The sequence below is a fragment of the Mycobacterium sp. RTGN6 genome (genome assembly GCF_033804605.1).
Lineage (GTDB): Bacteria > Actinomycetota > Actinomycetes > Mycobacteriales > Mycobacteriaceae > Mycobacterium.
On the sequence record NZ_JAPZKZ010000002.1, the window covers coordinates 307114 to 330969 of the forward strand.

Genomic DNA, 23856 nt, shown 5'->3' on the forward strand with positions numbered 1-23856 from the left:
CCGCGCGGGAGGGCCTGGTGGGCCAGGTACCGGCAGTACCTGGCTGCGCGGGCCGGTCGCTTCTACCGTGGAGGCATGACCAGCATGGACGTGCCAAGCGCGATCCGCGAATTCCTCACTTCGCGGCGGGCGCTCATCAGTCCGGAGCAGGCCGGACTGCCGGCCTACGGAGGCAATCGCCGCGTCAAGGGGCTGCGCCGTGAAGAGGTGGCAATGCTGGCCGGCGTCTCGGTGGACTACTACGTCCGCATGGAGCGCGGCAACCTCGCCGGCGCCTCGGAGAGCGTGCTCGACGCCCTCGCTTCGGCCTTGCAACTCGACGAGGCCGAAAGAGCCCACCTCTTGGCTCTCGCGCGTGAGTCCGGAGCGCACGGCACCCGCCGCAAGCGCAAGACTGCCGGCACCCTTCGACCGGCGCTCCAACAGATACTGGATGCCATCACCGATGCGCCAGCGTGGATTCGCAACGGCCGTCACGACGTGCTTGCGATGAATCAACTTGCCCGCGCACTGTATTCGCCAGTGCTCGCCGACCCGCGCCGGCCTGCGAACACCACTCGGTTCGTCTACCTGCATCCCGAGGAAGCCGAACAGTTCTTCGTCGACTACGACCAGATCACCCGAGATGCGGCCGCGATGTTGCGCCTCGAGGCGGGCAACAATCCCCACGATGAGAAGCTCATCGCACTGGTCGGCGAGCTTTCGACCCGAAGCGAGTTGTTCCGCCAGCGGTGGGCTTCGCAGGACGTGCGATTCCATCGCTCCGGCCGCAAGCGGCTCAACCACCCGATCGTCGGTCAACTCGATCTCGACTTCGAGGCGATGCAACTCCCGTCCGAACCGGGGCTGCAGTTGAACGTCTACACCGCCGCGGCCAACACCCCGACCGCCGACGGCCTCAAGTTGCTCGCCTCATGGGCTGCCAGTCAGGAGAACCTGCTCTCCGAGCGCGCCACGACCACAGGGTGACGCGGCCTTGACACTCCAGTTACCGGAGGGTCCAGCCTGGGAACTGTTCACCGGACCACCACTGACATGGAGATATGCGATGACGACATCGATAGCGCTCGACCCGATCATTAACCGACACATCGAGGCGGTGAACAACTTCGACCTCGACGGTGTCATGACGACGATCGCAGATGACGCGCTGGTCAACGACAACATGCGCGAGTTCTGGGGTCGCGATCACATCCGGGCGTTCTTCGCCAAGGAGATGATCGGTGACCACGTCACCCTCGATACCGTCGAGGTGGTCGACAACGACGGGATGTGGTGCGTCCGTTGCAAATACGACGGTGACTACGACAAGACCGGACTTCCCGACCCGTTGATCATGACCAACTACTTCCGCGTCGTCGGCGACAAGATCGTCACCCTATTCATCGTCAACAACACCAAGCCGAAGTACTAAACACCCACGACTCTTGAGGCGGGCGCCGAAAACCTCAGGTACTGGATTGGCGCTTACTGCGCTCCATCAATATGTTTTTGGCGTGACGTTCTCAGCTGCTGGCGCAGCCGCGCGGTGGATCTCCCCCTTCCTGGCTGTGGCGGCTGTCGCCGGCATGGCTGTTCATGTCGAGCCTTCGCAGGTCGGTCCCACCCCGGCAGTGCGCCTGGCAAGTGACGCGAATCCGCTGGCTGGATTGCCGTTCTACGTCAACCCCACGTCGAAGGCCATGGCTGCCGCAAACGGTGTGGATCCGCGGAATCCCCAGCTGGATGCCATCGCCAACACGCCGACGGCGTACTGGATGGACAACTTGTCTACTCCCGCCGTCGACGCGAAGTACATCGCTGCGGCGCAGGGTGCCGGCACCATCCCGGTGCTGGCGCTCTACGGGATCCCGCATCGCGACTGCGGAAGCTATGCCGCTGGCGGGTTCGGGTCGGCCGCTTCCTATCAGGGGTGGATCGACGGCGTCGCAGCCGCCATCGGCGGCGGCCCGGCGGCGGTCATCCTCGAACCCGATGCGCTCGCCATGGCGGACTGTCTGTCGGGGGCGCAGCGCCAGGAACGCTTCGACTTGATGCACTACGCCGTCGACAGACTGACCGCCAATCCGGCGACGGCGGTGTACGTCGACGCCGGGCACTCGCGTTGGACGAGCGTTGACGAGATGGCGGCGCGCCTCAATCAGGTCGGTGTGGCGAAGGCCCGGGGCTTCAGCCTCAACACCGCGAACTTCTTCACCACCGGTGAGGAGATCGGCTACGGCGACGCGATCTCGGGCCTTACTGGCGGCAAGCCCTACGTCATCGACACCTCGCGCAACGGCGCAGGCCCGGCCGAGGGCGAGATGTACTGGTGCAATCCGAGCGGACGGGCGCTGGGTGCCCGCCCGACGACGGACACTGGCAACGGCAATATCGATGCGTTCCTGTGGGTCAAGCGGCCCGGTGAATCAGACGGGTCGTGCGGCAGCGGAGAACCCGGCGCTGGGCGCTTCGTCAACAGCTTCGCCATCGATCTGGCCCGCAACGCGGGCTGGTAGGGACATAGGCCGCGGCTTGGTTGGTTCACGCCGGGCGCGGCACCGTCGCCAGGCCTGATTGGCCAATCCAGCCGGGCACTGCTCGCCGTATGTCGGTCGGGGCGTCGATGGAGGCCGACCCGTCCAACAGTGCCCGCGGCCAGGATTGGTCTCCCCGCCAAATCTGGCTCAGCGTTCGCAAGTTGGTCGAAATCGTTGCCGCCACCTCGTATCCGGGATCGAAGTCGCATACCTGCGCCTCGCCGTCGGCGACCATCAGCCACCACGACGACGCTTTCGGAGGCGCTCCCGCCAACCGGAACGCCACCACCGTGCGCACCCGCGGCCACTGCGCGAGGGGAATCGTGCGGCGGATATCCCACATCAACACGCTCGGGTCGAGGTCTTTCTCGACGAGGTCGCTCATCCAGCGAACACTCCACGTCCCCAGCGCCTCAACCACGCCAACCAGTTCCCGCCCGCACTCGCTGAGCGTGTAGATCGTGCGGCCGTCGACTTCGGATCGCTCCACGACCCCGGCGCGGGTCAAGGTCTGCAGCCGCTTGGACAGCAGCGTCGGCGACATCTTCGGCACACCGCGGCGTAGATCGTTGAAGTGGGTACTTCCCGCCAGCAACTCGCGGACCACCAACACGGTCCACCGCTCATCGAGTAATTCCATGGCCTTGGCCACCGGACAGAACTGACCGTAACCCGACATCTGCAGCCTCCTCGCCCAAGCCAGCAAACGGTACTGCTAGTACACAGCATGATCATGAAGGTCGCTAGTACAGATTCAGGACCGCGGTTGCTACAGATCGGTGACTAGAGCACCCGAGTCGTCGCGGACGAACATCTTCCATCGAAAGCCCGATTCGAAGGAGGACATCATGACCGCAACCGAACACACCGTCGTCACCACCACCCACCAGAAAAGGCGAGCCCGAGGTCGGATCGCCGCCGCAATGGCCGCCGGCGCGGTCGCGGCAGGGGCGCTCGGCACAAGTTCAGCAGCCAATGCCTACGCCGACTACTACGTCGCCCTCGCCTACTCGTTCCAGAGTGATGTCGCTGGTCTCGCGAACAACCAGACAGACAGCGAACAGGCGAGGTTCGCGTCGCTCAAGAACTGCCAAGACGACAACGGCGGCAACCACTGCATTTGGTATGGCAGTTTCAGCAACGAGTGCGCCGCACTCGCCGTCCTCGGGGCGCAGGACGCGGCGACCGCGACCGCCCCCGACCTTCGGACAGCTGAACAAAAGGCGTTGGCGGCAAACCCCGGCGGTCGCATCGTGGCGTCGGGTTGCGCGCGCACACGCCCCGGCCACGGAGGGCCGATAACGGCCCCTACGCATACCATGGTCCCCCTTGCGTAAGAGCGATACCGGCAGGCGGGTCGCAGCGCGGCGAAGCTATGTCGCGGTTGGCAGCAGGCTGACGATCATGTCGATGAGCTCGTCGGCGGTGAGTTGCCACTTGTCCTCCACGAGGTGGCCGCTCGACTCGAAGACCGCGATGCCGTGGGCGTTGGTCAGCAGCAACGGTCCGTAGCGTCGCGCCTGCTCGGGCCCGACGATGCGCGCGACGATGTCGACGAACAGGTCCCACGTGCGGTCCGCCGCCTGCACCGCTGCCGTCGAATCACCGGTCGGCGTAGTGAACATGAGCCGGTACAGGTGCGGCCGCGTGCGGCTGATGCTGATCAGCGACAGCAGCGCTGCGCGCAAGGATCGCTCGGGCGGGTCATCGCTTTTCGCCAACCCTTCGAGGGTGTCACCTAGCTCGGCCACCGCGTTCGTCGCGAGGACGTTGAGCAGAGTGCCCTTGTCCGCGAAGTGGCGATACGGCGCAGAGCGCGAAACACCTGTGCGCGCGCCTACTTCACGCAGCGTGACCGCAGCGGGACCGCCGACGTCGAGCAAGGCGCCCGCGGCTTCGAGTAGCGACTGTCTGGTCGCCGCAGAGGTTTCCGATCGCGTTGCCACCGGCTGGAGCCTAGGCCCTACCCGTTTGGTTGACAATGTCAACTCAACGGGTAGTTTGAGCTGACACTGTCAACTGAAGTCTGGAGCGCCATGACTCCCGCTACTCGATCCGACCGCCAACAGTTGATCGTCGTGACCGGCGCCTCGACCGGAATGGGTGCAGCCACCGCACGAGAGCTCGCGGGCCGGGGATATCACGTGCTGGCTGGGGTCAGGCGCGACGTCGACGCCGCTGCGCTGCGGGCCGACGGGATCGAGCCCCACATCCTCGACATCACCAATGAATCCGACGTGGCCGCCATCTCCCGCCGCGTCACTGACGACCCGCTGGGACGACCCTTGCGCGCACTGATCAACAACGCCGGCGTCGCGGTCAACGCGCCGGTCGAAACCCTGCCGATCGCCGAGTGGCGAAACCTCTTCGAGGTCAACCTGTTCGGCCACATCGCGATGACTCAGGTGCTGCTGCCGGCGCTACTGCACAGTTCGGGCACCGTCGTGAACATCAGCTCCGTCGGCGGAAAGTTCGCCATGGCGACCTACGGCCCATACGCGGCGTCGAAGTTCGCCCTCGAAGCCGCCAGTGACTCCCTGCGCCGCGAAGTTGGCCCGCTAGGGGTCAAGGTCGTCGTGGTCGAACCCGGCGCCGTCACAACCAGAATGGCCGAAAGTGCAGTGGCCACTGCTAGTCGCCACAGCGCAAACATGACCACCGGCCAACTCGACCGCTACGCCGCCCTGACTGCAGCCGTCTCGGCGCAACAACTCTCCTTCACCAAGAAGGGCGTCCCCGCCGAACGGGCCGCGAAGGTGATCGCCAAGGCAGCAACCGCACCGAAACCGCGTACCCGCTACACGATCGGATCCGAAGCGGCACTGCTCTGGTTGGCCCGCGTCGCCCCCGACCGATTCCTCGACCGCATGCTGCGACTAGCCCTTCGGCCCCACTACGTCACGAGCTCGCAACCGCGTCCAGCAGCCAGTTGTCGCTCACCGCGTCAGCGCGCCGCTCGGACCGATTAGCGAAGAGCACACGACATACCGGGCAAATGCGCCTCCGTCGGCTGACGATCAGCGGTACTGTCCACCCGAACCAATCGGAAGGCACGGGGGAGATATGCGTATTCCGACCAGTGAGTTCATCTGGCAAGGACGACTGCACCTCGGCGATGAGCCAGGAGTCTTCGGCGATGCAACCTACGCGGGTTTGGCGATCGAATTGCCGCTGACCCTGACCAAAGCCGATTCCACCAGCGCCGCGACCCTGACCGTTCGCGCCGAGCACGTCCAGGTCATACCGCCCTATCTCGGCCATGTCGTCACCGTTGTGGCGTACCAGGATGGCGAGGCCAAGGTCGTTGGCGATGCCCGCATCGCGGCGCCGCCAGACAACCCCTCCGACGTCGAAACCGTGGTGCCCCTCGACTTGTCGACCGTCGCCTCACCGGTGTATGCAGGAGTCCGCATTCACGTCGATAGCGCCGTCGCGCCCGGCCTGTACGACGACTTCGTCATCGCCGGTCTGCGGCTGAATTCCACGGACAACGCGGTCGTCGGAGAACTGGGATTTCGTAGCTGACGATCTGAGCCGGCCGTGGATTCGGGATGGGATGCGTACGTCGAGGGAGTGCCGTACGGCATCGCGCCTAGTCAGGCGCCGACGGTGGAGACGCTGCGACCACCCTCCTCGCCTTGGGCGCTTCACGGCACCGTGTTCGGGCCGCAGGGATGGGTCGACGGTTACCTGACGATCGCGGGCGGTTCGGTCGATGCGATAACGAGCGTTCGGCCCACCGACATACCCGTGGTGGAGACAGATGGCAGCCTCGTACTTCCGGGCCTCATCGATCTGCACGGCCATCCCGAGCACAACATCTTCCAGGCGTGGGAGCCGCCGAGGACCTACCTCAACCGTTACGAGTGGCGCAAGCAGGAACCGGCGTATCAGATCCTGGTGGCCGGCCCCATGGACTACTTGCAGAAGGTCGCCAAGTTGCGGCCCTTGTGCGCGCGATACGCCGAGATGCGGGCGCTGGTGGGCGGCGTTACGGCGATTCAGGGTGCGAGCGCCAGGTATCCGGACCACAGCGAAGCGTTGGTGCGCAACGTCGACCTCCCCATCTTCGGTCGACATAAGGCCCGCTCCTACATCGACCTGCCGCATGAGAACGATGCCGCCAAGCTCCGAGTGAACATCGACTGCGGCACGGTCGATCGGGTCTACATCCATCTCGCCGAGGGGGTCGACCAAGCGTCGAGCGACGAGTTCGAACGGCTATGCGCACTGAACCTGCTCGGCCCGTGGACCGTGGTGATCCACGGAACCGGGCTGACACCTGAACAACTCGGGATCTTGCGGAATGCTGAAGCGAAACTCGTATGGTCTCCGCAGTCGAACCTCCGGCTGTATGGCGATACCACGCGGGCGGCCAACGCGATCGAGTTGGGCATCGACGTCGGGCTCGGCGCTGACTGGCTGCCCTCCGGCTCGCGCAGCCTGCTGGATGAGGTACGCGTCGCACGTCGCGTGCTGCACGCACAGCGCATGGACATCGCCCCCCGAACGCTGGTCGAGATGGTGACGAGCACGGCCGCCCGCATCGCAGGACTATCCGAGCTCGGCACCCTGAAACCTGGCGCACCGGCTGATATCTGCGTGCTCGAACGTCGCCACGACGACCCGGACGAGTCCGTCGTATCCAGCGACCCGTCCGCGGTGTCGCTCGTCGCGATCGGCGGCGACGTCGCGTACGCACGAACCGATTGGTGGGACGAGCTCTTCGACACCAGGGCTCCCGAATCGGTCATCGCCTGGGGCACTGAGATGCAACTGGACACCGGCTTCCGCGCAGCGCCGTCGTCACGTCGGCCGCTGCCGTTGTCGAAGGTGCGAGAACTACTTTTGACGGCCTTCATCGGAACAGGGCCGATCTTCGCTTAGCACTTCGACTAGGGGGGTACCTCGTGAAGCTTCTCGACGCAGCGGCGAAGGACGACGTGCAACGCGTCATCGACGCCAATCACAGGGCCCTGCAGGCGATTCCCGGATTCGTCCATGCCGAGCCCGGCTTTCCGCTCGTCGACGGGCGGATCTTGACCGAGCCGGCGATCATCGCGTTCGTCGCGGGGCAGGCGCACGACGCCGGCACCGACGGGGTGCGCCCACCCGCCTCTTTAGGGCCGTATTCCGTATTCGTCATGCAGGCCAGCCCAAGGATGCAACTGTCCATGCTCCCGGGATTCGCACCGGGGCCGACGTTGGACGGGCCCGAGAGTCGGGCGCAGACGTACGTGCCCATTGACGGCAACCCCATCGATCAACGCTTCGACGTTCGGTGGCCAATGCTGTGCCACATCTCGCCAGACGCAGGGTGGCCAACCCTGGAGAAGTTCCTCAAGGCCACCCGAGAAACGCTCACGATCGCCATGTACGACTTCAATGCCACCTATATCGCCAAGGTCTTCACCGAGGCGGTACTACAGCACGGACTGACGGTGGTCATGACGTGGGACAACGTGATGAAGGACGGTGAGAAGGAGCTTCTGGCCAACCTGCGGCAAGAACTCGACACGAGATTCGACTGTTGGGAGGTGCGTCACGGGAACGGTCGCCGCTTCGACAGCGCGTACCACCCCAAGGTGGCGGTGCGCGACTCATCGTCCTTCTGGCTGTCCAGTGGCAATTGGAGCAAGAACAGCCAACCCGAAATCGATCCAGTCAAGAAATGTGACCAACGAAGGGGCATGTTCACCAAGCGAAATCGGGACTGGCACATCGTCGTCGACGACGAGCCACTTGCTCGGCTGTTCGAGCAGTACATCACCTACGACCGCGACGAGTCCAAACGCGAAGCCGACGAGGCGATCCCGTCCTTCACCGAACTGATCGATGAGCAACACCTTCCAGACCTCTTCGTGTCGTTGGACGCGTTCGCTGACGCGGATGCATTACAAGACGTCCCCGAGCCGATCCCGCCTGAGCGGCTGCCGTCCACGCCGCGCGTTGTCAGCGTCCAGCCCGTCCTGACCCCGGACAACTACCACCCCCGGTTGATGGAGCTGCTGAGGGCTGCCAAACACTCGATCGACATACAGTTTGCGTACATCCGGTACAACGAACAGGACGGTGAGCTTCCTGAGAATGCCGGCTTCGTTGAGCTCCTGGAGCTACTGAGGGAGCTGAGTCATCAGAGCACCAAGACATTGCGAATCATCCAGAGTGGGGATGCGGACGACCTTTGCAGGCTCGTCGCATTCGGCGTCGACCAGTCAGTTATCAAGACGCAGAGCACCGTTCACAACAAGGGCATCATCGTCGATCAAGAGATCGTGCTCGTCAGCAGCGCGAACTGGTCGTTCGACGGAGTGCTCCGCAACCGCGATGCCGGGCTGATCATCTATGACGAAGAGATCGCAAGCTACTACCAGCGGGCGTTCGACTACGACTGGAACCACCGCGCCAGCGGCTATATCCAGCCCGACCCGGACGTCAGAATCGCTCCAGACGACGCTGCTCCCCCAGAGGGCATGGTGCGTATCGCGTGGCATGACTACTACGACGATTGACACCCCTGTCCCGCCTCGAGAATCAGTTCGCTCAACCGCGCGACATCAATACCTACAGAGGGCGTGACGACGCGGCCCATGGCCAGTTCTTGGTCACAGTGACAAAGGCGGTACCGCCTCTTGCGAGCGACGACGGCTCTCCGGCTACAACTCGGCGACGCGACCGTTGTCGACCAGCCACGAACGATCCAGCCGAACGTTCTGCAACATCCGGCGGTCATGTGTCACCAGCAAGAGCGCACCGTCATAGGTGTCGAGCGCCTGCTCGAGCTGCTCGATGGCGGCGAGGTCGAGATGGTTAGTCGGCTCGTCGAGAACAAGCACGTTGGTTCCTCGTGCCTGCAGCAAGGCGAGGCCGGCGCGGGTTCGCTCACCGGGCGAGAGGTCGTCGACCGCGCGCTCCACATGGTCGGCGCGCAGGCCGAACTTTGCGAGCAGGGTTCGCACGTCGGCGGTCGACCAGGACGGCACACGCTGCTCGAAGCAATCGACGAGCCTCCCGGAGCCAATGAAATCCGCACGGGCCTGGTCGATCTCGCCGATGGCAACGTTGGCGCCAAGACTCGCGCGGCCTTCATCGGGCTGCTGGCGACCTAGGAGCAGCCGCAGCAATGTCGACTTTCCTGCCCCATTGGGGCCGGTGATGCCGATGCGCTCTCCGGCGTCGACCTGTAGCGACACCGGTCCCAGGACGAATTCGCCTTGTCGCACAACGGCATTGTCGAGCGTCGCGACGACCGTACTCGACCGCGGCGCGGCTCCGATGGTGAACTCGAGCGTCCATTCCTTGCGGGGTTCGACGACCTCTTCCATGCGGGCGATCCGGCTTTCCATCTGACGGACCTTCTGCGCCTGCTTCTCGCTGGACTCGGTGGCCGCGCGTCGCCGGATCTTGTCGTTGTCGGGAGCCTTGCGCATCGCGTTGCGGACACCTTGGCTCGACCACTCCCGCTGGATGCGTGCGCGCGCCACGAGGTCGGCCTTCTTCTCGGCGAACTCGTCGTACTGCTCACGCCTGTGTCGGCGACCGACCTCACGCTCTTCCAGATAGCTCTCGTATCCGCCGCCAAAGACGGTGGTGGTGTTCTGGGCCAGGTCCAGTTCGAGAACGCGGGTCACGGTGCGGGCCAAGAACTCTCGATCGTGGCTCACCAGCACCACTCCACCACGAAGTTCGCTGACGAACTGCTCGAGCCGGACGAGTCCGTCGAGGTCGAGATCGTTGGTGGGCTCGTCGAGCAAGACGATGTCGAACCGCGACACCAAGAGTGCGGCCAATCCCACCCGCGCCGCCTGCCCACCCGACAATGCGGTCATCGGGGTCGACTCCGGGCGCAGCGCGTCGACGTCGAGCCCCAGGTCGGCCAGAACTGCGGGCAACCGTTCGTCGAGATCGGCAGCACCAGTGGCGAGCCAGTGATCCAGGGCCGCCGAGTAGGCGTCGGCCTCCGCCGGGCTGTGGCCCGGATCTGCCAACGCCGCCGCGGCTGCCTCCATGGCCTGCGTCGCTTCGGTGCATCCTGCACGGCGCGCGATATAGGTGGCGACGGTCTCCCCGGGTATCCGCTCGTGTTCCTGCGGCAGCCACCCAACGAATGCGTCGGCCGGGGCGACGCTGACCACACCGTCGAGCGGCTCGAGATCTCCAGCGAGGATCCGCAGCAGGGTGCTCTTGCCGGCGCCGTTGGCGCCGACGACTCCGATCACGTCGCCCGGTGCGACGGTCACGTCGAGCCCCTCGAAGAGGGTGCGATGGGCGAATCCGCCGGCCACGTTCTTCGCGACGAGCGTTGCGGTCATGGTTTCATCGTCTCCTGCGCGACCGGCCTATACGCCAGCGGGTGGCTCAGGCTCCATCCCTGACCCACTAGCGCTACGCTGTGCACGTTCATCCGCGACGGGGCCAGGAAGCCGGTGTGATTCCGGCACGGTCCCGCCACTGTGACCGGGGAGTAGACCCCACGCGTGACCACGGCCCTCGGGCTGGAAGGTCGGGGCGAGCGGCGATCCGGGAGTCAGGACACTGCACCGCCGCGGACCGGTATGACGGGGCGAGGAAACCCCGGAACGGAGACCGCTGGTGCACGCGCACGCCCTCAGCACGCGAAGACTCAACGCCTCACCACAGGCGCCCTTCGACATTCGCCGTGACGCCCGGCTGACCCGAGAATGAACCTGGCGGTGGCCTTCGGGCGCCGCCGCCTCCCATCCACGTCACGATCGCCATCGGCTGGACTGCTGCCGTCGGCGTGGTTCGGCGCGCTGATGCTCGTCCTCATCGCGTTCGGAATCGTCTCGATGGTCATCGGGGTGGGAATCGGTTCGGTGCGCGTCCCGGCCGCAACGGTCGTCGAGGTGATCTGGGCGAAGTCGCTGGGATCGTCGGACAGCGCCGCGGCGTCGAATCTCGTTCAGATCGTCTGGGACCTGCGGTTTCCGCGCGTCGTGCTCGCCGCACTCGTCGGGGCGGGCCTGAGCGTGGTCGGTGTCGCGGTTCAGGCGCTGGTGCGCAACCCGATCGCCGACCCGTACGTGCTCGGGGTTTCCTCGGGCGCCTCGATCGGTGCGGCTGTCGTCATCGTGTATGGCAGCGCGATGGGCCTGGGCGCCCTGGGGCTCAGCGGCGCGGCGTTCGCGACCGCCTGCTTGTCGATGGCCGTGGTGTACGTCGTGGCCCGGCGCGGCGGTGGACTGAACCCGCTGCGGCTGGTGCTCACCGGCGTGGTCGCCGGCTACGTGCTGTCGGCGCTCACCAGTTATCTTGTCTTCCAGGGTAATCCGCGCGGCGCGCAACAGGTGCTGTTCTGGTTACTGGGCAGCTTCGGGCGGGCCCGGTGGTCGGCGCTCCTCATCCCCGCCATCGTGCTCGCCCTCGTGCTGGTATGGCTGATCGCCAGGGCCCGCGCCATGGACGCGCTACTGGCCGGCGATGAGGCTGCCATCACGTTCGGCGTGCCGGTGGCACGGGTGCGGCTGGAACTGTTCGCGGCGACGGCCGCGCTCACCGCGGTGATGGTCGCCGTGTCCGGGGCGGTTGGGTTCGTCGGGCTGGTGGTTCCTCACATCGTGCGCCTACTGGTCGGCGGACTGCACCGACGAGTCCTCATGGCCAGCGCCCTGTTTGGGGCGGTGTTCATGGTGTGGGTCGATCTGGCCGCGCGGACGCTGGCCAGCCCACAGGAGATTCCCGTCGGCATTCTTACCGCGATCATCGGCGGTCCAGTGTTCCTGTTCCTGATGTCGCGCAGAGACAGCCGAACGGACCAGTTGCGATGACGCCCCCCACCGGTCTCGAGGTCCGTGACGTCGCCGTACGGGTCGGCGGGCGACTTCTCATCGACGGGCTCAGCATCGACGTCGGGCCGGGCCGATTCGTCGGGCTCGTCGGCCCGAATGGCAGCGGAAAGTCCTCGCTACTCAAGGCGATCTACCGCGTGCTGCGGCCTGAGCGTGGCGAGGTCAGCCTTGGGGGTGTTCGCGCCTCCTCGATGAGTGCGAAGGCGTTCGCCCGCACGCTGGCGGTCGTGGCGCAGGAGGCTCCGGTCGACGTCGAACTCAGTGTCGCGGACATGGTGATGCTCGGGCGAATCCCCTACCAGGGCACGCTGGGTGGTACCTCGTCGGCGGACCGCACTGCCGCCGCGGATGCGCTGGCCACCGTCGGCGCCGCCGACCTCGCCGACCGAGCCTGGCCCACGCTGTCCGGCGGCGAGAAGCAGCGGGTGCTACTGGCTCGCGCGCTGGCGCAGGACGGGCAGGTGCTCGTGCTCGACGAGCCGACCAATCACCTCGACGTTCGCCACCAGTTCGAACTGCTGCGGCTGGTGCGTGGGCTCGGGATCACCACACTCGCCGCCCTGCACGACTTCAATCTCGCCGCCGAATTCTGCGATGAGATCGTCGTCCTTCAGGCCGGCGCCGTCGTCGTGGCCGGGCGCCCGAGCGAGGTGCTCATCGACGAGGTGGTGCACCCGGTGTTCGGCGTGCACGTCGACCACGTCCGCAATCCACGCACCGGAGCGCTGCGGCTGCTGCTGTCCGCTCCGGACGACCCGACGTCGCCGGCCGGCGACGTCGGATCCCTCACCCCAACCCAGGAGTACTGCCCATGACCCGATTCCGCTCAGCGTGCCTGTCACTCGCCGCCGTGCTCGCCGTCGCCGGCTGTGCGTCCGACCCGTCGGACGACGTGGCGGCCGAGCCCGACCGGTCCGCCGGGGGTGCCACGGCGTTCGCCGATCTCCCACCGGTCACCGCGGACTTCAGCTGGCCGGCCGCCGCCACCCCGTCCGAGCACTATCCGGTGACCGTGTCGTCGTGTGGTGAGCCGGTGACCTTCGACAAGGCGCCGGAACGCGCAGTGGTCAACGACGACAACATGATCGAGCTGATGTTCGCGCTGGGCCTGACGGATCGGATGGCCGGCTACGCCGGGGCAGGTGAGCGGTTGCGGCTCGCGGCGTTCACTGACGACTACGCCGCCGTGAAGTCCCTTGGCCCGGATTACTTCAGCCTCGAGCCCCTGATCGGGGTTGCGCCGGACTTCGTCTTCGCCGGCTGGAACTACGGCTTCGATGCCGGGGGCATCAATCCCGACGGGCTGGCCGAACTCGGAGTCCCCAGCTACGTCCTGTCCGAATCATGCAGGCGCGTCGACGACACGCTCGCCCCGGCCACCGTCGACGAGTGGTTCGGCGACGTACGCGCGATTGCCGACGTGTTCGGGGTCCCGGAGCGCGCCGAGGCCCTGATCGCGCACTGGGAACAGCGGTTGGACCGGGTCGAGGACCGGCTCCCCAAGGATGTGGAGCCGGTGCGAGTCTTCTGCTGGGACTGGGGCACTGACACGCTGGGCACCGGTGCTGGACTCACGATCGTCTCGGAGCTGTACCGGCACGCGGGAGCGGTCAACGTGTTCGCCGACATGGCGGAGATGTGGGAGGACGTCGCCGTCGAGGCCGTCGTCGACCGCGCACCCGAACTGATCGCCGTCACCGACTACGGCGACGGACCCACCGGACAGCAGAGGGTCGAGGTGCTCCAGGCGATGAACGGGATCAACACAGTCCCCGCGGTGCGCGATAACCGGTTCCTCGTGCTGCCCCAGGAAGCGGTCAATCCGGGCGTCCGGATCGTCGACGGCATCGAGGCCCTCGCTGCGCAGCTGTATCCCGCACAGTTCGCCGACATGGTCGGCACACCCGGGTTCGGGCTGGCGCCCACCGAGCGCTGATGTGCCGCCGAAGGATTCCCGGGTAGCGCGCCGCCGAGTGGCGATGGCGCTGACGGCTGCCGCCGACATCGGCCCGTACTTCGCTCTCCATGGCGATCCGGCGGCAGTCACCCTGTCTCATCGACGGTTGTGCGAGCCGCAAAGGCTTCACTCGTTACTCAGCGCCATCGGCGAACGTATCGGAACCCGTGAGGGCCGAGTTGCCGCCTCCACGTTGCAGTACGGTCTCGCGGCGCGTTACTGGTCGCTCGTCTTGGGCGCATGGCGGTTCGGCGAGCTGGTCATCGACTTGCGCGGGCTCGGCTACGTCCACACTGCGCCCGACTCCGTCGAACTGACGCTGACCGACGTGCGCGCGTGGGATTGCACGTCCTTCGCCGCCGACGAGGTGGCCGAACTCATCGTCGACACCGTCGCCGCTCAGCTGACCAACCTGCACACAGCGCTGCGCACGGTGACACGGATCGCCGACGGACTTCTGTGGGGCAATGCTGCCTCGGCTCTGGTGACTGCGGCGCACACCGTCGACGTCAGGCGCCCCAGCGGTGAACTCACCGCCGTGACGACCGCGATCCGCTCCCATCCGCTCCTCTCCGACCGGATGGTCACCACGTCCACCGGAGGAGTTCGCCGTCGGAGCTGCTGCCTGTGGTATCGCACGCTCGACCGAACCAACTGCGGTGACTGCCCGCTGACGGGTCGCCGAGCTGGTTGATCGCCGATGAGGCGCCAGCGTCCACGCCCATGTCATCCGGCCCGCCGCACCGCTTCGTCGCTGTGCTCGTTTCGCGTATCGCCGTGCGTTGCCACGGTGTCCGCGCGCTAGTGTGCTTTGGTCGGCCTCAGCGAACAAGCCGACGGAAGAGTTGAGCAAGTTCATGACCGCACCAGCAGAAACGTCGGCGCTCGAAGCGCGGGTCGGCCACTACTACCAGATGGACGGCACCTACCTGGTGGGCCGCGAGAAGGTACGCGAGTACGCCCGTGCAGTGCAGGATTACCACCCTGCGCACTGGGACGTCGCCGCCGCCGCGGAGCTGGGTTATTCGGGCCTGGTGGCGCCGCTGACGTTCACCTCAACCCCGGGCATGAACTGCAATCGCTACATGTTCGAACAGGTGGTCGTCGGTTACGACACCTATATGCAGACCGAGGAAGTCTTCGAGCAGCACCGCCCGATCGTCGAGGGCGACGAACTACACGTCGACGTCGAACTGACGTCGGTGCGCAGGATCGCAGGCAGAGACTTGATCACCGTGACGAACACCTTCACCGACGCGAGCGGCGAGCGGGTGCACACCCTGCACACCACCGTCGTCGGCCTCACCGCCGAGGACCTCGATCCGGAGATCAAGACGGCCGTGCAGAACACGACGATGCACGACATGGACATCTTCGGAGTCGGCGAAGATGAGTACCACAAGACGGTGCGCCCGGAGGGCGAGGTTCGGATCTCCGAGGAAGGCACCACCCGCACGCCAGGAACCCCGTCGTTCGACGACGTGAAGGTCGGCGACGAGCTACCCCCGCGCCACACCCGACTGTCCCGCGGCGATCTGGTCAACTATTCGGGCGTGGCCGGCGACGGCAACCCGATCCACTGGGACGAGGGCATCGCCAAGCTGGCCGGGCTGCCCGACGTGATCGCCCACGGGATGCTCACCATGGGGTTGGGTGCCGGCTTCGCCTCCGCGTGGACGGGCGACCCCGGTGCAGTCACCCGCTACGCGGTGCGGCTGTCTGCGCCCGCGATCGTGTCAGCCAACGAGGGCGCGGACATCGAGTTCAGCGGCCGGATCAAGTCGTTGGACGCGGCGACGCGCTCCGGTGTCGTCATCGTCGCCGCGAAGTCCGATGGCCGGAAGATCTTCGGCCTGGCGACGTTGAACGTCCGCTTCCGCTGAGGGACGCCTAGCTTCCGATGGCGCTGGCGATGTTCCTGATGTCGTCGGGCCGGACGCGGCAGCATCCGCCCACGATGGCGGCGCCGGCCGTCACCCACTGTGGCACCAGTTCGGGTGACCATGCCGACGTGCCGATCCAGGTACGACGGGCCCCATCCCACGCCTCCCCGCTGTTCGGGTAGACGATGACGGGCTTGTCGGTGACGTCACGCGCGATGGTGATCGCAGTGAGTACGTCAGCGGGCGAGCAGCAATTCACCCCCACCGCAACGATTTCCGGCACGTCGGCGGCGATGGCGAACGCATCGGGCAGCGGTTGACCGGCACGCGTGGTCGTTCCGTCGATCGTGTAGGACAGCCAGGCCGGCAGGCCGAACTGCGGAAGTAACCCGGCTAGCGCCTCGGCCTCGTCGACATCGGGGACGGTCTCGATAGCAAGGACGTCGGGGTTGGCTTCGACGAGCACCTCCAGACGCGGCCGGTGCCAGTCGGCGAGCTCGGTGACCGTCAGCCCGTAGCGGCCGATGTACTCCTCGCCGTTGGCGAGCGCAGCGCCGTACGGCCCCACCGAGGCGGCGACCCAGCCGCCGCCGACCTCGTCGCGTGCCGTCCGCGCCAATTCGACGCTGAGTCTGATCAACGTGGCGGCCGCCGCGCGGTCGATTCCGTAGGCCGCGAACCCGTCGAACGAAGCCTGATAGCTTGCCGTCGTGGCGAACGCCGCCCCGGCGCGAAAGAAGGCGGCGTGGACCGCGATGATCTCCTCGGGGGCGTCGCGGATCAGGCGAGCCGACCACAGGTCGTCGGAAAGATCGTGACCGCGAGCCTCCATCTCGGTGGCAAGACCGCCGTCGCTTATCAACACTTTGTCGTGAGGCAGGGTAAACATGCTGGCTCGTAGTGGTCGCCTCGCGACTAGATGGCGCCCGGCGTACCGGGAGGGCTGAGCGAGCCGTCGACGTTGGGCACCATCGACGGGGCCGGTATCCCTCCTTCCGCCGCGTTGTCGCCCGGGATCCCATCGTCCGGCGGCGACTCGAACAAGCCTCCAGCGCAGGCCGGATGCCGCCACCCCAACCACTCGCATGCCGGATCGTCCTGGACTGCATTCGCAGGAACGGTCGCACCCATCACCGCCACTCCGGCAATTCCTGCCGCCACAGCCGTTCTGGCCAGCGTGCCGCACACTCCTGAAGCCATCATCTGTCGCTCCATCAGACGGGACTCAAACGAGTCGCTTGACGTTTGCCGCTCTCGAATCTTCACAGAAGTTGGCGGCCATGGCGCCGATACGGCCCCAGTCGGCCGCTTCATGGCGAAATTGTGCCCAGCGCTTGGCTTTTCGTCGTGCTGGTCAATATCGACGCCGGCGCTCAGCCACGACTCAGCGGTTGGTTCCCGATGACCGACAACAGTGCCAGGTTGCTGTGGCTCGGCGTGCCGGGGGTGGCGGTGTAGACGAGCAGCGAGTGTCCGTCAACGGGATCGGTGAGCACCTGGCACTGGAGTTCGAGTAGGCCGAGCTCCGGATGCAAGATGCGCTTGTGCTGCTCGTACTCGGCGACGATCTCGTGGCGCTGCCAGAGCTCGGTGAACTCGGGGCTGCAATCGAGTAGAGCATCAAGGTACGCGGTGGCTCGAGTGCGCGTGCGGGGGTTCGAGTAAGCCGCGCGCAAACTGGCGGTGAATCCGCGCGAGAGTTTGTCGTGGTCCTCGGCGAGGTAGCGGTCGCGGCCGTGCGGGTCGGCGAACCAGCGGAAACCTATGCTGCGCTGCAATCCGGTGTATTTGGTCAGGTCTCCTGTGAGCGCGACCGCTGCCGGCGTTTGAGCCAGCGTCTCGCCCAGTGCGGTGACGACCTCGGCGGGAGTATCGGCGAGCCGATCGAAGATCCGCATCAGACCCGGGCCGACGTGGTCTGCGCCCACCGTCCGCGACGGGGCGGCGAAGCCAGCCAGCTGGAAGAGGTGGTCGCGCTCGGCGAGGGACAGCCGCAGCCCGCGAGCCAGCGCGGCCAACATCGACGCGGACGGTCGCGGACCGCGTTGCTGTTCCAGGCGGCTGTAGTAGTCGGTCGACATGTCGCTGAGGGCGGCGACCTCCTCGCGACGTAGCCCCGCGGTGCGCCGTCGCCTGCCGCGGCCAAGCCCGACGTCCTCCGGCTGCAGTGCCTCACGGCGGCTCCGCAGGAAGTCGGCTAGCTGGGCACGATCCATGTTCACAGTGAACACCGGCCGGCGGGGACAGCGGTGTGCTCAGGCGGGAAAGCCCACACCGCACAGTTCCTCGGAGATGGTCCAGATCCGCGCCGCGGCCGCGTCGTCCGCCACATACGGGTACGGTCGCTGCTCTGCTGGCATCCCGCGCAGCTGCCTGAAGCCGTTGGGGCCGTAGAACTTTCCACCGACAGCTTCCTGGCTGGTCGCCGCGTACAGCGCGGGCAGCATTCCGGACTCCGCGGTACCCAGCACTCCAAGCCGAGCGAGCGTGCGGATCGCCCGCACCGAGAGACCGTCACTCGATCGGCCCAACTCCGGATGCGCTGCCAGCAGATTGGTGGCGGCCACGCCCGGGTGTGCGACGTTACTGACGATCCCCCAACTGCCCGACCTGCTGCGGCGGTCCAGTTCCATGCCGAACAGTGACACCGCAATCTTGGACGACGCGTAGGACCCGGACGTCGAGTAGCTGCGCTCCCACTGGAGATCGTCCCAATGGATTCCGTGTTGCGCCGCAGCAACACTGGATTGCGTGGTCACCCTGGCTTTGCCCATCCGCAGCAGCGGCAGGATCTGACCCACCAGCGCGAAGTGCCCCAGATGATTGGTGGCGAACTGCAACTCGAATCCGTCGACGGTGACCTGTCGCTGGGGCGGCGTCATCACCCCGGCGTTGTTGACCAGGATGTGGACGGGGCGATCCTCGGACAGCAGTTCGGCGGCCAGGTCGCTCACGGACTCCAGCGACGACAGGTCCAGCCGGCGCGTAGAGACCGTCGCTGTGGGCACCGCCCGCGTGATCGCGGCGACCGCGTCCGCGCCCTTGCGTTCGTTTCGAACCGGCATGATCACCTCCGCCCCCGCTTGGGCCAGGCGGTGGGCTAGGCACAGTCCGAGCCCGTCGCTGGCCCCGGTCACGACGGCCAGCCTTCCCGACAATTCCGGTACCTCGATGTTCTTCGCGCTCATTTGAGGCGTCCTCTCCGATCGGCTCTTTGCATCCATTCGACCTGTCGCCGCATGCGCCAACCAGGGTCAGAAGATCCGCGGATAATCGCTCCGCTCTAGAGGCGTTGGCGGAGGGTAGCCGCTTTCATCGTCAGGTGGTTGCGCTCGGCGACGGACTGCGCCTGCGCGGCAGCTTGCGCGTAAAGCATTGCGGCCGTGCTGAATTCACCAGCACGCTCATGGAGGTAGGCCTCCGATGCGGTGTACCGCGGCAGCATCGAGTCGAGCTCGCTGAGCGCAGCCAGACCGGCCTGCGGTCCGTCCGCCTCACCAACGGCGACGGCACGATTGAGCCGCACCACCGGGCTGTCGGTGAGTGCGACGAGCTCGTCGTACCAGTCGACGATCTGGACCCAGTCGGTCTCTTCGGCGGTCTGCGCGTCAGCGTGCAGCGCCGCGATCGCGGCCTGCGCCTGGTACTCGCCGAGCCGGTCACGGGCAAGCGCGGCCTGCAGCACGGCCACGCCCTCGACGATCAGATTGCGCAGCCAAAGGCCGCGGTCCTGGTCTGCCAGCGGCACGAGGCTGCCGTCGGCGCGAGTCCGGGATGGCCGTCTCGCGTGGTGCAGCAGGAACAGCGCGAGCAGTCCGGCGACCTCTTCGTCGTCGGTCGTCGCGGCGAGCTGCCGGGCGAGCCGGATGGCCTCGGCGGCGAGGTCGACGTCGCCGCTGTACCCCTCGTTGAACACCAGGTACAGCGTCCGCAGCACGGTGCGCAGGTCTCCCGGCTGATCGAGCCGGACGTCGCTGACGATGCGTTTGGCGCGGCTGATCCGTTGGGCCATGGTCGATTCGGGCACGAGGTAGGCCTGCGCGATCTGGCGGGTAGTGAGGCCGCCGACGGCCCGCAGCGTCAGGGCGACGGCCGATGACGGGGTGAGGCTCGGGTGCGCGCAGAGAAAGTAAAGCCGCAGCGTGTCATCCGTGGATTCGGTGGAACTGGTCGAAGCGGCGCTCACGTCCTCCCGGAACACCCGTTCCTCGCGGCGGCGCCGCGCGGTGTCGGATCGGGCGAGGTCGACGAACCGACGCCATGCGGTGGTGATCAACCAGCCCTTGGGATCGTCGGGGCGGTGGCTCGGCCACGTCTCGACGGCCCGGATCAACGCTTCTTGGACGGCGTCCTCGGCGGTCGCAAAGTCCGCCCCGCGGTGGACGAGAGCCGTCAAGACGCCGGGGATCAGTTCCCGCAGCTGGGCCTCGTCCACCGCGCCGGCGGCCATCTAGTCGGTGAATTTCGGCCCAGCGGTCAGGAACGACCGCACCTCGAGCCACTCGTGGATGGGCTTGCCGCCCGAGCCGGGTGCTGCGGACAATTCGCCGGCCAGCGCGACGGCGCGCTCGTAGGAGTCGACGTCGATGATCATCCATCCCGCGATCAGGTCCTTGGTCTCAGCGAAGGGGCCGTCGGTCACCGGCGGCTTGCCCTCGCCGTCGGACCGGACCCAGGCGCCGTCCGGGGCCAAGGCCTGGCTGTCGACGTATTCGCCGCTTTCTTGCAGGCGCTTGGCGAAGTCGTTCATGTATTGGATGTGGGCCTGGACCTCGTCGGGCGTCCACTGATCCATCGGCGCGTCGTTGACGGCAGCCGGCGCGCCTCGGTAGTGCTTGAGGAACAGGTACTTGGCCATGAGTTTCTCCCTTCAGGATGGCGACCCTAGTTGGTCGCTCACCCCTGGGACGGAGCCGTCACGACGTTCTCGACGTCACGTCACGCTGAACCCGTACGGTCAGCTGTAGCCGTGGGCGCCGCAGTGATCGCGTCCTCTTCGGGAACCTGCGTCAGCTCGCCGCTCATCGGATCGTGCTCTGTCAACGGCGGTACGTCGTCGCCGTCGAGGACCCTTCTCATGCGGTCCTTGTCGAGTTGGCCCTCCCAGTTGGCCACCACCATGGTTGCCACACAGTTGCCGAGGAGGTTCACCGAGACTCGCATCGAGTCCATGATCCGGTCCGCCCCTAGCAGCAGCGCTACCGCCGCCACCGGGATCGCACCGTGCCCGATCGCCGCGACGGTCGCCGACAATGCAAGGAACGACGACCCCGGGACACCCGCCATGCCCTTGGAGGTCAGCATCAGCACCAGAACTGCGGTGATCTGTTCACCCAGAGTTAGGTCCACGCCCAGCGCCTGGGCCAAGAACAGCACGCAGATCGACAGGTAGAGGGTTGCGCCATCAAGGTTGAACGAGTATCCAGTGGGTACCACCAAACCGGTTGTGGTGCGCGAACATCCGGCATTGGTTAGCTTGGTCATGATCCGCGGCAACACCACCTCGGTGGAAGCGGTGCCGAGCGCCAGGAAGAACTCGTCCTTGATGTAGACGAGGAATTTCCACAGGCTCACGCCGGCGAAGATCCGGGCGATGCCGGCCAGAATCAGAATGAACAGCGCCGCAGCGAGGTAGCAGGCACCGATGAGCTTGCCGTAACTGGCCAACGAACCTATGCCGTATTGGCCGATGATGTAGGCCATGGCACCGAACGCGCCCAGCGGAGCCAGACGCATCACCCAGCCGATGATCGTGAAGAAGATGTGGCTCATGTGGTCGACGAATTCGAGGATCACCGGTGGGCCCTTCTCGCCCAGCTTGGCCAGCGCCAGGCCGAACAGCACGGCGAAGAACAGCACCTGCAGCAGAGCGTTCTCGGCGAACGCCGACACGACGGAGGTGGGGATGATGCCCAGGATGAACTCGACGGTGTGTGGCAGCTCGCCATCATTGGTCTTCTTTGCAATCGCGTCGGCGCCGGAGGCCAACGTCTGTGGGTCGATGCTGAATCCCGCGCCCGGCTTGACGACGTTGCCGACGACCAGCCCGAACAACAATGCGAAGGTGGTGACCGCCTCGAAGTAGATGAGCGCCTTGACGCCAATGCGGCCGACGGATTTCAGATCGCCCACATGTGCGATACCGAGCACCACGGTGCAGAAGATGATTGGGGCGATGAGCATCTTGATGAGCTTGATGAACCCATCCGCAAAGGGTTTGAAGCTGCTGCCGAGGTCGGGCCATAGCCAGCCGATGAGGATGCCGGCGATGATCGCGACAAGAAGCTGAAAGAAGAGCGAGGTGTACCACGGCGGCTTGTTCGCCAGTCGCGCCAGCTCGCTCTTGGGCGGATCAATCGTCGTAGACATCGGGCGACCGTATGCGCGATTCGTAACGCAGCTGTTAGAGGTGCATTCCCCGTCGGTTACGCGAAAGATATACTGCCGCAATACATAACGCGCCATTTGTCACCCTTGCATTACATACCGCGACGTATGTAATGGCAGTCCCGAACCTCGGCTCCACCATTGGTGGCGACGCGCTCGCGCATCGACTAGCGCGCGCTAAGAGTGTCAGGACCTCGGGGCGCACCGCGCGGTCGACCCGCGTACCACCAGGTCGGGCTTGTGTCGCGCGTCCAGGAGAGGCGCATCCTGGAGCCGCATCCGAGCCAAAGCCGCCGCACCGGCGTCCTGTCCGAGCCGACGCGCGTGCTGATCGACGGACGTCAGATCGATTCCGTGCAAGCGGGCGACCCGCGAATTGTCGTAGCCGATCAGCGACAAGTCCTGCGGAATGCGCAAGCCAAGCGAGTGCGCCGCTTCGCGGACACCCAACGCCATCTCGTCGTTGTGTGCGAACACAGCCGTCGGGCGGTCGGCCAAATTCAAGATGCCCCGGGCGGTGCGCTCGGCAGCATCTTGCGAGTAACCTTGCCCAACAACGGTTTGCGGCCTCATACCGGCATTCGCCATTGTTGCTTCGTAGGCACGACGACGCAGTAGATGGCCTTCGTACTCGATGCCGGTGATGTGCGCGATACGCCGGTGCCCGAGATCGAGCAGATAGCTCGTCGCCGCCGCCGCGCCGGCCTCGTCGTCGGCGTAGACACTGTCGACGCCCGGCACCTTTCGCGCAACGCTGACCACCGGGACGGACTGGGCGAGCGTGAGCACCTCAACGTCGGGCAGCATCAACGTCGCGGCAATGATCACTCCGACACGGGCCTCGATGAGGGAGTTGACCGCTTGCTGGTCAGTCGGCTCGTCCGCGTCCGAGACTGCTAGGAGTACGCGATTTCCCGAGCGTTCCAGGGCATCTCGTACGCCTCGAAACACATCGGCGTAAACCTCGTTACGAAAGTCCAGCAGGTAGACGCCAATCGTCGACCGAGTTTTCGTGGCGAGATCAGCGGCGACGACGTTGTGCCGATAACCGAGCAGGCGGGCCGTTTCGAGGATCGTCCGTCGTGATTCTTCGCTGACGCCAGGCGCACCTCGGAAGGCCAACGAGACGAGGGCCCGGGATACGCCGACCTTTCGCGCGACATCGTCCTGGGTCACCGACCGGTGCATGCGCCCCGGAATGGATTCCTGCACGGACACCATGGTCCCACAGGCGTTCTTTAGGAGTGTTCAAATGGCTTTATGTCCAAATGACTTTACAAATGACTGTCGCGCGCTAGTCT

24 protein-coding genes and 1 riboswitch are annotated in these 23856 nt (G+C 65.9%); of the genes, 13 read left to right on the forward strand and 11 right to left on the reverse strand.

What is annotated here, in order from left to right; translation table 11 throughout:
• Positions 1-84 precede the first annotated feature (84 nt).
• From SLQ33_RS05765 to SLQ33_RS05775, 3 genes are all read left to right on the forward strand, one after another.
• A complete protein-coding gene (locus SLQ33_RS05765; protein WP_413467600.1) occupies positions 85-969 on the forward strand; it encodes a helix-turn-helix transcriptional regulator in 885 nt (294 codons plus the stop codon).
• A 79-nt stretch (positions 970-1048) separates the two neighbouring features.
• Entirely contained in the window at positions 1049-1414 is a 366-nt protein-coding gene (locus SLQ33_RS05770; protein ID WP_319452842.1) for a nuclear transport factor 2 family protein, read from the forward strand.
• 82 nt (positions 1415-1496) lie between these two features.
• Positions 1497-2498 carry a glycoside hydrolase family 6 protein gene (locus SLQ33_RS05775; protein ID WP_319452843.1) on the forward strand — a complete coding sequence of 334 codons (1002 nt, stop codon included), beginning with the start codon at positions 1497-1499 and terminating at the stop codon, positions 2496-2498.
• Positions 2499-2523: 25 nt separating this feature from the next.
• On the opposite strand, the gene SLQ33_RS05780 is transcribed toward SLQ33_RS05775, so the two are convergent.
• A complete protein-coding gene (locus SLQ33_RS05780) occupies positions 2524-3198 on the reverse strand; it encodes a helix-turn-helix domain-containing protein (RefSeq protein WP_319452844.1) in 675 nt (224 codons plus the stop codon).
• Between the two features lie 169 nt (positions 3199-3367).
• Here SLQ33_RS05780 and SLQ33_RS05785 point away from each other — a divergent pair, with 169 nt between their 5' ends.
• Positions 3368-3856 carry a DUF4189 domain-containing protein gene (locus SLQ33_RS05785; RefSeq protein ID WP_319452845.1) on the forward strand — a complete coding sequence of 163 codons (489 nt, stop codon included), beginning with the start codon at positions 3368-3370 and terminating at the stop codon, positions 3854-3856.
• Positions 3857-3892: 36 nt separating this feature from the next.
• Here SLQ33_RS05785 and SLQ33_RS05790 read toward each other — a convergent pair whose 3' ends face one another.
• The gene (locus SLQ33_RS05790; protein ID WP_319452846.1) at positions 3893-4465 is read right to left on the reverse strand and encodes a TetR/AcrR family transcriptional regulator; all 573 of its coding nucleotides are present in this window, start codon (positions 4463-4465) and stop codon (positions 3893-3895) included.
• 90 nt (positions 4466-4555) lie between these two features.
• Between SLQ33_RS05790 and SLQ33_RS05795 the strand changes: the two genes are divergently transcribed.
• The 4 genes from SLQ33_RS05795 (at position 4556) to SLQ33_RS05810 (ending at position 9031) form a co-directional block, all read left to right on the forward strand.
• Positions 4556-5488: an SDR family oxidoreductase gene (locus tag SLQ33_RS05795; protein WP_319452847.1), complete on the forward strand. Its 933-nt coding sequence runs from the start codon at positions 4556-4558 to the stop codon at positions 5486-5488.
• Positions 5489-5582: 94 nt separating this feature from the next.
• Positions 5583-6044 (forward strand): hypothetical protein, encoded by a 462-nt coding sequence (locus SLQ33_RS05800; RefSeq protein ID WP_319452848.1) that lies wholly within the window; start codon positions 5583-5585, stop codon positions 6042-6044.
• A 15-nt stretch (positions 6045-6059) separates the two neighbouring features.
• Positions 6060-7406 (forward strand): amidohydrolase family protein, encoded by a 1347-nt coding sequence (locus SLQ33_RS05805; protein WP_319452849.1) that lies wholly within the window; start codon positions 6060-6062, stop codon positions 7404-7406.
• Between the two features lie 23 nt (positions 7407-7429).
• Positions 7430-9031 (forward strand): phospholipase D-like domain-containing protein, encoded by a 1602-nt coding sequence (locus SLQ33_RS05810; protein WP_319452850.1) that lies wholly within the window; start codon positions 7430-7432, stop codon positions 9029-9031.
• A gap of 144 nt (positions 9032-9175) precedes the next feature.
• Here the strand turns inward: SLQ33_RS05810 and SLQ33_RS05815 are convergent, their stop codons facing one another.
• Positions 9176-10831, reverse strand: coding sequence for an ABC-F family ATP-binding cassette domain-containing protein (locus SLQ33_RS05815; RefSeq protein ID WP_319452851.1), 1656 nt, complete (start codon positions 10829-10831; stop codon positions 9176-9178).
• A 104-nt stretch (positions 10832-10935) separates the two neighbouring features.
• A riboswitch (cobalamin riboswitch) is annotated at positions 10936-11057 on the forward strand.
• Between the two features lie 143 nt (positions 11058-11200).
• Here SLQ33_RS05815 and SLQ33_RS05820 point away from each other — a divergent pair.
• From SLQ33_RS05820 to SLQ33_RS05840, 5 genes are all read left to right on the forward strand, one after another.
• Positions 11201-12307 carry an iron ABC transporter permease gene (locus SLQ33_RS05820; RefSeq protein WP_319452852.1) on the forward strand — a complete coding sequence of 369 codons (1107 nt, stop codon included), beginning with the start codon at positions 11201-11203 and terminating at the stop codon, positions 12305-12307.
• Positions 12304-13143, forward strand: coding sequence for an ABC transporter ATP-binding protein (locus SLQ33_RS05825; protein WP_319452853.1), 840 nt, complete (start codon positions 12304-12306; stop codon positions 13141-13143). Before SLQ33_RS05820 ends, SLQ33_RS05825 begins: the two co-directional genes overlap by 4 nt.
• Positions 13140-14264: an ABC transporter substrate-binding protein gene (locus tag SLQ33_RS05830; protein WP_319452854.1), complete on the forward strand. Its 1125-nt coding sequence runs from the start codon at positions 13140-13142 to the stop codon at positions 14262-14264. Before SLQ33_RS05825 ends, SLQ33_RS05830 begins: the two co-directional genes overlap by 4 nt.
• A gap of 43 nt (positions 14265-14307) precedes the next feature.
• The gene (locus SLQ33_RS05835) at positions 14308-14979 is read left to right on the forward strand and encodes a (2Fe-2S)-binding protein (RefSeq protein ID WP_319452855.1); all 672 of its coding nucleotides are present in this window, start codon (positions 14308-14310) and stop codon (positions 14977-14979) included.
• Between the two features lie 163 nt (positions 14980-15142).
• Positions 15143-16168 carry a fused (3R)-hydroxyacyl-ACP dehydratase subunits HadA/HadB gene (locus SLQ33_RS05840; protein ID WP_319452856.1) on the forward strand — a complete coding sequence of 342 codons (1026 nt, stop codon included), beginning with the start codon at positions 15143-15145 and terminating at the stop codon, positions 16166-16168.
• 7 nt (positions 16169-16175) lie between these two features.
• On the opposite strand, the gene mmuM is transcribed toward SLQ33_RS05840, so the two are convergent.
• The 8 genes from mmuM to SLQ33_RS05880 all read right to left on the reverse strand — a co-directional run bounded on the left by mmuM (position 16176) and on the right by SLQ33_RS05880 (position 23767).
• A complete protein-coding gene (mmuM, locus tag SLQ33_RS05845; RefSeq protein WP_319452857.1) occupies positions 16176-17057 on the reverse strand; it encodes a homocysteine S-methyltransferase in 882 nt (293 codons plus the stop codon).
• Positions 17058-17083: 26 nt separating this feature from the next.
• Positions 17084-17371, reverse strand: coding sequence for a hypothetical protein (locus SLQ33_RS05850; RefSeq protein ID WP_319452858.1), 288 nt, complete (start codon positions 17369-17371; stop codon positions 17084-17086).
• 170 nt (positions 17372-17541) lie between these two features.
• On the reverse strand, positions 17542-18384 hold the full coding sequence (locus SLQ33_RS05855) for a helix-turn-helix transcriptional regulator (RefSeq protein WP_319452859.1): 843 nt from the start codon (positions 18382-18384) through the stop codon (positions 17542-17544).
• A gap of 39 nt (positions 18385-18423) precedes the next feature.
• The gene (locus tag SLQ33_RS05860) at positions 18424-19356 is read right to left on the reverse strand and encodes an SDR family oxidoreductase (protein ID WP_319452860.1); all 933 of its coding nucleotides are present in this window, start codon (positions 19354-19356) and stop codon (positions 18424-18426) included.
• A 95-nt stretch (positions 19357-19451) separates the two neighbouring features.
• Entirely contained in the window at positions 19452-20618 is a 1167-nt protein-coding gene (locus tag SLQ33_RS05865) for an RNA polymerase sigma factor (protein WP_319452861.1), read from the reverse strand.
• Positions 20619-21026, reverse strand: a complete 408-nt coding sequence (locus SLQ33_RS05870; RefSeq protein ID WP_319452862.1) for a YciI family protein — start codon at positions 21024-21026, stop codon at positions 20619-20621. It abuts the gene before it with no gap.
• Positions 21027-21106: 80 nt separating this feature from the next.
• Positions 21107-22537 carry a C4-dicarboxylate transporter DctA gene (gene dctA, locus SLQ33_RS05875; protein WP_319453268.1) on the reverse strand — a complete coding sequence of 477 codons (1431 nt, stop codon included), beginning with the start codon at positions 22535-22537 and terminating at the stop codon, positions 21107-21109.
• Positions 22538-22741: 204 nt separating this feature from the next.
• Positions 22742-23767, reverse strand: a complete 1026-nt coding sequence (locus SLQ33_RS05880; protein WP_319452863.1) for a LacI family DNA-binding transcriptional regulator — start codon at positions 23765-23767, stop codon at positions 22742-22744.
• Between the last annotated feature and the right edge of the window lie 89 nt (positions 23768-23856).